The organism is Pandoraea sputorum (genome assembly GCF_000814845.2).
In the GTDB taxonomy this organism is placed as follows: Bacteria; Pseudomonadota; Gammaproteobacteria; order Burkholderiales; family Burkholderiaceae; genus Pandoraea; species Pandoraea sputorum.
Map to the genome: position 1 here is coordinate 3,837,289 of NZ_CP010431.2, position 12,233 is coordinate 3,849,521.

Annotated in this window: 9 protein-coding genes; 7 read left to right on the top strand and 2 right to left on the bottom strand. The window is 64.0% G+C overall.

The features are described from left to right. Positions 1–11: 11 nt before the first annotated feature. Both NA29_RS16880 and dxs read left to right on the top strand, forming a co-directional pair. Positions 12–1,085 (top strand): 2-aminoethylphosphonate aminotransferase, encoded by a 1,074-nt coding sequence (locus NA29_RS16880; protein ID WP_039399732.1) that lies wholly within the window; start codon positions 12–14, stop codon positions 1,083–1,085. A 21-nt stretch (positions 1,086–1,106) separates the two neighbouring features. Next, positions 1,107–3,011 (top strand): 1-deoxy-D-xylulose-5-phosphate synthase, encoded by a 1,905-nt coding sequence (gene dxs, locus NA29_RS16885; protein ID WP_039399734.1) that lies wholly within the window; start codon positions 1,107–1,109, stop codon positions 3,009–3,011. Positions 3,012–3,123: 112 nt separating this feature from the next. On the opposite strand, the gene hpnN is transcribed toward dxs, so the two are convergent. Further along, positions 3,124–5,760, bottom strand: coding sequence for a hopanoid transporter HpnN (gene hpnN, locus NA29_RS16890; RefSeq protein ID WP_039399741.1), 2,637 nt, complete (start codon positions 5,758–5,760; stop codon positions 3,124–3,126). A gap of 253 nt (positions 5,761–6,013) precedes the next feature. Here hpnN and NA29_RS16895 point away from each other — a divergent pair, with 253 nt between their 5' ends. The 5 genes from NA29_RS16895 (at position 6,014) to NA29_RS16915 (ending at position 11,312) form a co-directional block, all read left to right on the top strand. Continuing rightward, on the top strand, positions 6,014–6,664 hold the full coding sequence (locus NA29_RS16895; RefSeq protein ID WP_039399743.1) for an MlaC/ttg2D family ABC transporter substrate-binding protein: 651 nt from the start codon (positions 6,014–6,016) through the stop codon (positions 6,662–6,664). Positions 6,665–7,012: 348 nt separating this feature from the next. After that, positions 7,013–7,972 (top strand): 4-hydroxy-3-methylbut-2-enyl diphosphate reductase, encoded by a 960-nt coding sequence (ispH, locus tag NA29_RS16900; protein ID WP_039399745.1) that lies wholly within the window; start codon positions 7,013–7,015, stop codon positions 7,970–7,972. Positions 7,973–7,995: 23 nt separating this feature from the next. Further along, entirely contained in the window at positions 7,996–9,117 is a 1,122-nt protein-coding gene (hpnH, locus tag NA29_RS16905; RefSeq protein ID WP_039399747.1) for an adenosyl-hopene transferase HpnH, read from the top strand. Continuing rightward, positions 9,118–10,113 (top strand): hopanoid-associated sugar epimerase, encoded by a 996-nt coding sequence (gene hpnA / locus NA29_RS16910; RefSeq protein WP_039399749.1) that lies wholly within the window; start codon positions 9,118–9,120, stop codon positions 10,111–10,113. It abuts the gene before it with no gap. Beyond that, positions 10,110–11,312 (top strand): glycosyltransferase, encoded by a 1,203-nt coding sequence (locus tag NA29_RS16915; RefSeq protein WP_039399752.1) that lies wholly within the window; start codon positions 10,110–10,112, stop codon positions 11,310–11,312. Before hpnA ends, NA29_RS16915 begins: the two co-directional genes overlap by 4 nt. A 130-nt stretch (positions 11,313–11,442) precedes the next feature. Here NA29_RS16915 and NA29_RS16920 read toward each other — a convergent pair whose 3' ends face one another. Continuing rightward, the gene (locus tag NA29_RS16920) at positions 11,443–12,165 is read right to left on the bottom strand and encodes a phosphorylase family protein (RefSeq protein WP_257125703.1); all 723 of its coding nucleotides are present in this window, start codon (positions 12,163–12,165) and stop codon (positions 11,443–11,445) included. Between the last annotated feature and the right edge of the window lie 68 nt (positions 12,166–12,233).

A 12,233-nucleotide genomic window follows, 5' to 3' on the forward strand; every position in this document is an offset into this window, starting at 1 on the left:
GAAGCTTCGCCATGCTGTTACTGAATCCGGGCCCCGTTACCCTGACCGAGCGTGTTCGCAAGAGTCTGCTGCAACCCGATCTGTGCCACCGCGAGCCTGAATTCTTCGACTTGCAGGACGAAGCCCGCGCACGTCTGACGGCCGTCTACGGCCTCGACCCGGCCGAGTGGACGCCGGTGCTGATGACCGGTTCGGGCACGGCGGCCGTCGAGAGCATGACGGCTGGCCTCGTGCCGGAAGGCGGCCGCCTGCTGATCGTCGAGAACGGCGTGTATGGCGAGCGCATCTCGCAGATCGCGAAGCAATATCGCATCGATCACGACGTCATCCATTTCGAATGGATGCAAGCGCCGGAGCTGGCGCAGATCGTCGCCAAGCTGGACGCCGCAGGCGAGCGTCCGTACACGAATGTCGCGATCATTCACCACGAGACGACCACCGGCCGTCTGAACGATCTGACGGGCATCTCGCGTGTGTGCCGTGAGCGCGGTATCGACCTGCTGGTCGACGGCGTGAGCAGCTTCGCTGCCGAAGCCATCGACTTCAACGACTCCGCCATCGTCGCCGTCGCCGCGACCGCGAACAAGTGCGTGCACGGCGTGCCGGGCGTGTCGTTCGTGCTCGTGCGCAAGGCAGCCCTCGCGAAGGCGTTCGCCCGCACCTACTATCTGGATATCGCGCGCCTCGCCAAGCTGCAGGCCGAGCGCAATACGCCGTTCACGCCGTCCGTGCAGGCTTACTACGCGCTCGTCGAAGCCCTGCGCGAACTGGACGATGCGGGCGGTTGGAAAAAGCGTCACGCGCACTACGGCGCACTCGCCGAGCAAGCGCGCGCCGGTCTGGCCGCGCTGGGGATCGACAGCGTGCTGCCTCCGGGCGAATCGTCGGTAGTGCTGCGCGCCTACAAGCTGCCAGCTGGCGTCGACTATCCGCGTCTGCACGACTGGCTCAAAGCCGACGGCTTCGTCATTTACGCCGGTCAGGGCGGTCTGTCGAAGGAACTGTTCCGTATCTCGACGATGGGCAACCTCACGGCTGCCGACATCGATCGCCTGCTGGCCTCCTTCGCCCGACTGGTGAAGTAAGCCGGGGACGGACGTTCAGCCATGACAGACCTGCTAGCCAGCCTCCGCTCCCCTGCCGAACTGCGCGCGCTCTCGCGCCCCGAATTGCGCCGCGTGGCCGACGAACTGCGCGCCTGCGTGCTCGAGAACGTCTCGCGCACCGGCGGGCACCTGTCGTCGAATCTGGGCACCGTCGAGCTGACGATCGCCCTGCACTATGTCTTCGATACGCCGAACGACCGGATCGTGTGGGACGTGGGTCATCAGACCTACCCGCACAAGATCCTGACGGGTCGACGCGAAGCCATGCCGACGCTGCGTCAGTGGCAAGGGCTGTCGGGCTTTCCGAAGCGCGACGAATCGCCGTACGACACGTTCGGTACGGCGCATTCGAGCACGTCGATTTCGGCAGCGCTGGGCATGGCGCTGGCCAGCAAGGTCAAGGGTGAAAAGCGTCACGCCATTGCCGTGATTGGCGATGGCGCGATGACTGCGGGCGAAGCGTTCGAAGCGCTGAACAATGCCGGTGTGTACGACGATCTGCCGTTTCTCGTCGTGCTCAACGACAACGATATGTCGATCTCGCCGCCGGTCGGCGCGCTCAATCAGTACCTCACGCGCCTGATGTCCGGTCAGTTTTACTCGGCGGGTAAGGAAAGCGTGCGCAATCTGCTGCGCAACGCGCCCGCGCCGATGCGCGAACTCGCTCACAAGCTCGAAGAACACGCCAAGGCCATCGTCTCGCCCACAGGCACGATGTTCGAGGAATTCGGCTTCAACTATCTCGGTCCCATCGACGGCCACGATCTCGACGCGCTGATCCCGGCGCTCGAGAACATCAAGGCGCTCAAGGGGCCGCAGTTCCTGCATGTGGTCACACGCAAAGGCCGTGGCTACAAGCTGGCCGAAGCCGATCCCGTGCTGTACCACGGGCCGGGCAAGTTCAATCCGAGCGAAGGCATTCGTCCGGCCGCACCGGGCACCGTTTCGGCCAAAACCTACACGCAGGTGTTCGGGGAATGGCTGTGCGATGCGGCAGCGGCAGACAAGCGCGTTGTCGGCGTGACGCCAGCCATGCGCGAAGGCTCCGGTCTTGTCGAATTCGAGAAGCGTTTTCCGGACCGCTATTACGACGTCGGCATTGCCGAGCAGCACGCCGTCACGTTTGCGGGCGGGCTGGCGACGGAAGGTCTGCGGCCGGTCGTCGCGATCTACTCGACGTTCCTGCAACGCGGCTACGACCAGTTGATTCATGACGTCGCCTTGCAAAATCTGCCGGTCCTCTTCGCTATCGACCGTGGCGGTCTGGTGGGTGCGGACGGTGCGACCCACGCGGGTGCGTACGACATCGCCTATCTGCGCTGCATCCCGAATATGGTGGTAATGGCCCCGGCCGACGAGAACGAATGCCGTCAGATGTTGCAGACGGCACTTGGCATCGATGGGCCGAGCGCGGTGCGCTATCCGCGCGGCACCGGCCCCGGCGTGAAGACCGAAGCGGGTTTGTCGACGCTGCCGGTCGGCCGTGCGCAGGTGCGCCGTCAGAGCGCCGCCCCCGCAGGCAAGCGTGTTGCGATCCTGGCCTTCGGGTCGATGGTCGCGTTGGCCGAAAACGTGGCGCAAGCCTTCGACGCCAGCGTGGTCAACATGCGCTTTGTCAAACCGCTGGACGAAGCGACGGTACTGGAGATGGCGCGAACGCACGACCTCGTGGTGACGCTCGAAGAAGCTGCGGTGATGGGCGGTGCAGGCACGGCCTGCGTGGAAGCACTCAATGCCAACGGCGTGTTGGTGCCTGTGCTTCAACTGGGTCTGCCCGACACGTACATCGATCAGGGCACGCCCGCGCAGCAACTGGCCTCCGTTGGCCTCGATGTGCCGGGCATCACGGCCTCGATTCGTCGCGCGATGGCTGAGCGTCTCGGTGGGTCGGTCGAGGCGGTGTAGTGCGCATTTGACGGCGTACACGAGCATCCACCGCTCAATCGTCGCACCTGAGACACTAAGAAAAACGGCACCTTTCGGTGCCGTTTCTCATTGTCTTTCAGCTGTCGCGTGGTCAGGGCTGCTTCGGCGGCACGGCTTTCTCGCGCGGCTTACCCATTAGCACCGGCTGGAAGAACACAGCGCCGATGAGCGTACACACCAGCGACAGCGCCAGCAGCTTGCCCATGCTCGACGTGCCCGGGTGGTGCGACAGCCAGAGGCTGCCGAACGCGATGCCCGTGGTCGCCGCAGACAGCACGATTGCCTGCGTAAGACCGGACGCCAGCAAGCGGTACTGCCCGTGACGCCATGCGATCACGTAGTAGATCTTGAACGCCACACCGACCCCCAGCAGCAACGGCAGCGCAATGATGTTTGCAAAGTTCAGCGGCAACCCGATCAGCACCGTCACCTCGAGCGTGACCGCCGCCGAGACCAGCAGCGGGACCAGCGTGCGCAGCACGTCACCGAAGCTGCGCAGCGCCAGCCACAGCAGCACCGTGATCGACAGCAGCGCCCACGCGCCTGCCTCGATAAACGCGCGAATGATCGTGTTGGCCGAACGCAGAATCGAGATCGGGCCGCCGACGGCGTCCGGCGTCGTACGCAGCACGGCCTCGGTGAACTTGCGCAGCATCACGTCGTCGCTCGGGTCCGCGCCCTTCTCCACGCGCGGCGAGATGTTGACGAGAGCACGTCCGTCAGCAGCCACCCATTGGGACGCGATGTCCTTCGGCAGCGATTCACGCGTCACCAACTTCGGCTGCAGGGCATCGCGCAGTTGACCGAGCGCCAACTTCAGCGGGTCGGCAATCGCGCGATCCGCACGGTCACGCGTTGCCGGATCAGCCGCGGCAAGCTTGCGCATCGCCGCCGCCAGCCGCTGTGCTTCCTTCGCACCCTCGCCCGGGTAATCGAGTGCGGCGTCTTCCAACTGGCCTGCGGCCGTCTTGAGCGCCGAGACGCGCGTGGCATCCGGCACAGCGGCCAGCGGCGTTTGCGTGAGCACCGGCAGCAGCGACTTCGCCGCCGTACCAATCATCGCCAGCTTGGCGGGCTGGTCGGACGGCAGGAACGTGGTGAGCGTTACCACGCGACCGATCTCCGGCACGGCGCGCAGCTTCGCGGCTTCGGCGTCGGCATCCGCGAGGTTCGGCGCGAGCAACTGCACATCGTTGACACCTGCTTCCGGAGAATTCGAAAGATCGATGAGCGTCGCCATCGACTCCGTATGCGGATCTTTCAGATGCAGCGGATTGAAGTCGAAATGCAGATGCGCGAGCAACGGCAATCCGGCAATGACCAGTGCGAGCGTGCCGTAAAGCAACGGCTTGCGGTGCTTCTCGGTGAAATCATCCACCGGCCCGAGGCTGCGGAACCCGGGCGGGCTCGGCTCGCCCTTGGGTTTGAACACGCTGATGAGCGCAGGCAGCAACGTAATCGCCGACGGGAAGGCAACGCACAGAATGCCGACACCCGCGATCAGGCCCAGTTCGGACACGCCGCGATAGTCCGTCGGCAGGAACGAGAAGAAGCTTGCCGCCGTGGCCGCTGCGGCCAGCGTGAGCGGCATCGCAATCTGCTTGCCTGCGCCACTCAATGCGCCGCGCAGGACTTCGTCGCCCGATTTGCCTTCGTCGTGCTCCAGACGATGGCGCTCTTCCCGATAGCGCACGCCGAACTGAATGCCGAAGTCCACACCGATGCCGACGAACAGCACCGCGAACGCCACGGAAATCATGTTGAGCGCGCCGACCATCATCAGACCGAGCGCAAACGTGACGGCCAGCCCGGCGAGCAAGGTGATGAAGACCGCGAGAATCATCTTGCCCGAGCGCACGGCCAGCCACAGCACCACGAGCACGGCAAGCAGCGTGATGACGGCGTTCGGCCCTGCGTCCTGACGCACCGAAGCGAACTCTTCGTCCGACAGCGGACGCGGGCCGGTGAGACGCACCGTCGCGCCGTAGCGCTCGCCAAGCTTGAGGTCGGCGACGGCATCGCGAATACGCGTGGCCGCGTTGGCCCCCGCTTCGAGCGCGCCGTAATCCAGTACCGGCTGCACCTGCACGTAGCTGCGTGCGACGGTATCGGGCGCGACCAGCGCGCGCCATGACATGGCGGCCGGACGATTGGCGAGCACGGCCTCCGAGGCGTCTGCCGCGTTGCCCAGCAGGCGCGACATATCGGAAAGCTTCACCTGACCGGTCAGCAACGGCGTCTGCAACGTCACCGACAGCAGGTTCGACAGACCGGCAAGGCTAGGATCCTGCGCAAGACGGTTGAGTAACGGTTTGGCGTCTTCAAGCTTGCCGGTGAGCGACTTGACGTCGTCCGTCGACGCGAACAGCAAAGCATTGTGCGCGAAGAAGTCGCCCGCGCCGGGACGACTCACCGCGCGGAACACGTCCGTCTCGCTTTCCAGCTTGGCCGCCAATTCGGCCGCAGCCTTGTCGGCGAACTCGGCGGCGGGTGCCTGCACGACGGCCAGCGTCAGATCGGTCTTCTGCGGGAACGCGCGGTCGATTTCACGACCGCGTTCGGCGGCCGGGGTATTCAGATCGATCAGGCTGGAGACGTCGGTGTTGATCGCGAAATGCTTGGCGACGTACACGCAACTGGCCACCACGAGCAGCAGCGAAGCGAAGATGACCGGGTACGCGTGCTTCGCCGAAAAACGGACGATGCGCACGACGAGCGAAGTCAGCATGAAGCGGTTCCGGAAGAAAGTGGAAGTCTCACTGTGACGTCCCACGCATTGCCCGACGCCACCCAACACGTAACGAAAGGTTAAACATTGGCGGGAATCAGGAACCAATTGCGGAGAAGTTCCGTCGATCAGCCAGAGAATGCGCAGTGAACAGTGAATTTACAAAATCGCAGCAGTATACAGGGGCCGCGTGTGCGTCACGTGCACTACACTACGGCCTACCCCCGAATCCAACCTATTCAGACAAGCTGGCATGAATAAATTCCTGATGACGGTGGCTGCCGTCGCATTGAGCGGTATCGGCAGCGTAGCGACCGTATCCAGTGCCTGGGCGCAAGCAAGCGCCAATCCGAACGACATGGTGAAGACGGCCGTCGAGACGGTCGTCAAGGGCGTGAAGGCCGATCCGGCGGCGAAGACCGGTGACGTCACCGCCACGGCGCGCGTCGTCGCCCGCGACTTCCTGCCGTATGCCGACTTTCTGCGCACCACGCGCTTTGCCGTCGGCCCGAAGGCGTTCGACACCGCCACCCCCACCCAACAACAGCAGGTCTTCGAACAGTTCCAGCAACTGCTCGTGAACACCTTTGCGCTGCAACTCTCGCAAGTGCGCGGCAACGACCTGACGTTCAAGTTCGATCCGGCGAAACTCACCGCGAACAGCAGTGACGTCGTGGTGGGCGCGACCGTCAGCGGCACGGGCGACAACCTGTCGGTCGCTTACCGTCTTACTAAGACCGACAAGGGCTGGAAGATCTACGACATCAACATGATGGGCGAAAACGTGGCCAACGCCTGGCTCATCCAGTTGTACCAGCCGCAGTTCAAGGCGCGCATCGCCCAAGGCGGCATCGACAGCCTGATCGCCTACCTGCGCGAGAAGAACGAGCGTTTCGGCAAGTAAAATCAACGACTTAGAGAAGCCTTCGGCTTCCGGCCGTACGCATTGAAATACCGTTCTCCGAAGTTTCCGGGGAATGGCGGCAGGATCGGCGCAGAACTCATCCAGATCAGCGCCGATTCGTCAACATTTATGCAACACTTGCCGACGCCTTCCTACCGGGGGTCGTCAGCAATATTTGGCGGCCGCGGTTACAATCGTCGCTTGTCAAACGACCGGACGGCGGTCCCCCCGCGGGTGCGTACGATTTGCCATCGAAACTGGCCTCGTACCCTCCATCGCGCCTTGATCCCAGGCGCATGGAAACCTGATAGAAACCGCCATCCCGGCCGACCTGAGCCGGAGAGCTGAATGCAAGTCTTACTTGCCCAACCCCGCGGGTTTTGTGCGGGTGTCATACGTGCCATCGAGATCGTAGAACGTGCGCTGGAAAAATACGGTGCACCGGTCTACGTTCGCCATGAGATCGTCCATAACAAACACGTGGTCGATTCGCTCAAGGCGAAGGGTGCGCGCTTTATCGCCGAGTTGTCCGAAGCCCCTGCGGGCGCTGTCACCATTTTCAGCGCCCATGGCGTCGCACGCGTCGTCGAGCAGGAAGCGGAGATTCGCGGCCTGAAGGTGCTCAATGCCACCTGCCCGCTCGTCACCAAGGTGCACATTCAAGGCAAGAACTACGTGTCTGCCGGCCGCGAAGTCATTCTGATCGGTCACGCCGGACACCCGGAAGTCGAGGGGACGATGGGCCAGATCGACGGTCCGGTTCACCTCGTGCAGACCGAGGACGATGTCGATGCCCTGCCGCTCGCCATCGACACACCGGTCTCGTACGTGACGCAGACCACGCTGTCGGTCGACGAGACTCGCGGTATCATTGCTGCGCTGCAACGTCGCTTTACCAATATCGTCGGCCCGAACACCAAAGACATCTGCTACGCCACGCAAAATCGCCAGACCGCCGTGCGCGAGCTGTGCGAGCGTGTGGACGTGCTGCTCGTGGTCGGGGCGACGAATAGCTCGAACTCGAACCGCCTGCGCGAAATCGGCTCCGAAATGGGGCTGCCGAGCTATCTCGTGGCCGACGGCTCCGAGGTAAATCCGGAATGGGTGCGCGGCAAAGCCCGCATCGGTATTACCGCAGGGGCGTCCGCGCCCGAGCGCATGGTCGAAGACGTGATCGACGCGCTGCGTCGCATCGACACGGTCGAAGTGACTCTCATGGACGGCATCGAGGAAACTATCCAGTTCCGCTTGCCGTCGGAATTGACCAAAGACGAGCCGGTCGCCGCACGCCACGCGGTCGCTGGCTAACGCTATACGAACAGGAGCCGAACTTGGCCATCCCCTTCCTGCAACAGGCGTATGTTGGCGCCTATCTGATGAAGCAACGCTTCAAGGGCAACAAGCGCTACCCGCTGGTGCTGATGCTCGAACCGCTCTTCCGCTGCAACCTGGCCTGCTCGGGCTGCGGCAAGATCGACTATCCGGATCCCATCCTGAACCAGCGCGTCTCACTCAAGGACTCCCTTGACGCCGTGGACGAGTGCGGCGCACCGGTCGTCTCGATCGCCGGCGGCGAGCCGCTGCTGCACAAAGAGATGCCGGAGATCGTCAAGGGCATCATCGCGCGCAAGAAGTTCGTGTACCTGTGCACGAACGCCCTGCTGCTCGAAAAGAAGATCGACGACTACGAGCCGAGCCCGTTCTTCGTGTGGTCGATCCACCTCGACGGCGACCGTGAAATGCACGACGCCGCGGTGTCGCAGGAAGGCGTGTACGACCGCGCCGTGGCCGCCATCAAGCTGGCGAAGTCGCGCGGTTTCCGTGTGAACATCAACTGCACGCTGTTCAACAACGCCGATCCGGAAAAGGTCGCCAAGTTCTTCGATTCGACGAAGGATCTGGGCCTTGACGGCATCACCGTGTCGCCGGGCTACGCTTACGAGCGCGCTCCGGACCAGCAGCACTTCCTGAACCGTTCGAAGACCAAGCAACTGTTCCGCGACATTCTCAAGCGCGGCAACGGCGGCAAGAACTGGACGTTCAGCCAGTCGAGCCTGTTCCTGGACTTCCTCGCCGGCAACCGTTCGTACCACTGCACGCCGTGGGGCAACCCGACGCGTACGGTGTTCGGCTGGCAGCGTCCGTGCTACCTGCTCGGCGAAGGCTATGCCAAGACGTACACGGAACTGATGAACACCACCGACTGGGACAAGTACGGTGTGGGCAACTACGAGAAGTGCGCGGACTGCATGGTGCACAGCGGCTTTGAAGCGACGGCCGTGAACGAAACCATCTCGCACCCGCTGCGTGCTCTGGGTGTCGCGCTCAAGGGCGTGCGTACCGAAGGCAAGATGGCGGATGACATCTCGTTCGCCAAGCAGCGTCCGGCCGAGTTCGTGTTCTCGAAACACGTCGAGATCAAGCTCGACGAACTGCGCCGGGCCAAGGCGTAAATGCCGTCGCGAGTGCTGGTCACCGGCGCCTCCGGGTTCGTCGGTTCTGCGGTAGCACGTACGGCGCTCGCGCGCGGTCATGAGGTTCGCCTGCTGGTGCGTGGCACCAGCCCCCGGGCGAACCTCGCCGACCTGCCTGTCGAGGTCGTGGAAGGCGATATGCGCGACGCGGCATCGATGCAGCGCGCGCTGACCGGCGTGGACGCTCTGCTCCACGTGGCCGCCGACTACCGCCTCTGGGCGAAAGATCCCAACGACATCATGCGGGCCAATATCGACGGCACGCGCACGGTGATGGAAGCCGCGCTGCGTGCAGGCGTCGAACGTGTGGTGTACACCAGCAGCGTTGCTACGCTGCGTGTGCACGACGCCACCGGCCCTGTCGACGAAACCTCCCCGAACGACGAAGCCACGACCATCGGCGTGTACAAACGCAGCAAGGTCGCGGCCGAACGTCTGGTCGAGCGCATGATTGCGAATGACGGCCTGCCCGCCGTGATCGTCAATCCGTCCACGCCCATCGGGCCGCGCGACATCAAGCCCACGCCCACCGGGCGCATCATCGTCGAAGCCGCGCAAGGCAAAATTCCGGCGTTCGTCGATACGGGACTCAATCTCGTGCACGTTGACGACTGCGCCGAAGGCCACTTGCTGGCGCTCGAACGTGGGCGCATCGGCGAGCGCTACATCCTCGGCGGCGACGACGTGCTGCTGCGCGACATGCTCGCGAGCATCGCCGGTATGGTCGGACGCAAAGCACCGAAGGTCGCCCTGCCGCGCTGGCCGCTGTACCCGCTCGCGATGGCCGCACAAGGTGTGGCGCGCTTCACCGGCAAGGAGCCGTTCGTGACGGTCGACGGCCTGAAGATGTCGCGTTATCACATGTTCTTCTCTTCGGAGAAGGCCAAACGCGAGCTGGGCTACACCGCCCGCGCGTATCCCGAAGGCCTGCGCGACGCGCTCGCCTGGTTTGGTTCTGCCGGATATCTCTCATGACTGTTTTGGCCTGGATCGCCGCGTTGTCGCTGGCCATCTGGATCTACCTGCTGATCTCGCAAGGCGATTTCTGGCGTGCGCGTGAGCGCGACGATCTCAACGAAGACCGTCTGCCCGAACCGGCTGTGTGGCCTGCCGTAGCCGTCGTCATCCCGGCGCGCAATGAGGCCGAATCGATCGGCCAGGTGGTCGAGTCGCTTTGCCGTCAGGATTACGCGGGACGCCTGCGCATCGTCGTCGTCGACGATCAGAGCAGTGACGGTACTGCGGACCTCGCGCGCGAAGCCGCAGCCCGCGCCGCCGCCGACGGCCTGACGCGTCGCGTGGATGTCCTCTCGGGTCAACCACTGCCCGGCGGCTGGACCGGCAAGATGTGGGCCGTGCGTCAGGGCGTAGCGTTCGCGAGCGATCCGGCGACCAACGACGACGGCATCCGCCCCGAATACCTGCTGCACACCGACGCCGACATCGCGCATTCGCCCGACAACGTGCGCCGTCTGGTAACGCGCGCGACGGGCGATAACCGCGTGCTCGTCTCGCTCATGGCGAAGCTGCGTTGCACGGCATGGTTCGAGCGCACGCTGATTCCGGCGTTCGTGCTGTTCTTCCAGATGCTGTACCCGTTCGCCTGGGTCAACGACCCGAAGAAGAAGATGGCGGCCGCCGCCGGTGGCTGCATGCTGATCCATCGACCGTCGCTCGAAGCCGGTGGCGGCATCGAAGCGATTCGCGACGAGATCATCGACGACTGCGCGATGGGGCGCATGCTCAAGAAGCAAGGTCCGATCTGGCTGGGACTGACGGAGCGCGCCGTGAGCGTGCGTCCGTACGACAACCTCGGCGAGATTCGCAAGATGGTGTCGCGCACGGCTTACGCGCAGTTGCAGTACTCGCCGGTGCTGCTGGCAGGCACAATCGTGTCGTTGCTGCTGACGTTCATCGTGCCGCCACTCATGACGATCTTCGGTTCGGGCATTGGTCAGTGGCTGGGGCTCTTTGCGTGGATCGCGATGACGATTTCGTATCTGCCGATGCTGCGCTTCTACCGTCAGCCGTCGAGCTTCGGTCCGATGCTGCCGCTCGTCGCCGCGCTCTACACCGTCTTCACGTTCGACTCCGCGCTGCAACACTGGCGTGGTCGTGGCGGCATGTGGAAGGGCCGCGCGCAGGCGCGCGGACAACAGTCGTCGGACGTTTGAGTCGTTGACAAGTAGCGTCTGTCGACAAAAAAATGCCAGCCTGTCTGAGAAGACACGCTGGCATTTTTGTTGGGGGCTGCGGTTTGTCGGAACAGGCCATGCAAAGCACCAGGCGAGTTGGCGAGATGCCTCAGATCCCGGCCGCCCTCGCCCCGAACCCCTCACCGAGCTTTAGCGCAACGATCTGCCGTCCATACTGCATCGCCTTCTTCGCACGGCCTGCGTCCTGTCCCACGCGAAGCAACGCTGGCAACTGAAGCGGATTCCCCGCGAGCGAGCGCAGCACCCCGAGGATGTCCGTCGAGCCATCGGCCCGCATACCGGCGAGCGCCGCCGGGGGCAACGAGCGTTCTGCCGGATCGATCACCACACGGGCCACGACGAACGGCAACCCGTGCGCTTGTGCCACGCGCGCGACGATATGCGACTCCATGTCGGCCGCCGCCGCCCCGCTCTCGCGAAACAGCGCCGCTTTGTCTCGCGCCGTCACAACCGGTGCCGTCACCCCGGCGAGATCGGCCCGTAGCGCGGCAGGCATCGCGCGACGCAGCGCATCGGCCCACGGGATCGACGTGACGGACTCACGCGCCTGCTGCGGCATGTCCAGCACCTTATGCGCGATGATCCACTGCCCGGGCTTCACGCCGGGAATCAGGCCACCCGCCGTGCCGAAGCTCACCAGCCCGCGCGCGCCTTCTTTGGCGATGGCAGCCTCCAGCGCCGCCGCGAGCGTGGCGTTCTGTGCGCAGACCACACGCACGCCTTCCCCCTGGCGATGCGGGCCTCGAACGGCATACCGGTCACGACGATGATGGGCTGGCTCATGCACTTCCTTATGCGATGGGGATGACAACAATACGAATCGCCCCGACGATCAACGCAAAAACGGTCGATGTCGGGGCGACGATACCTGAAGCAGGC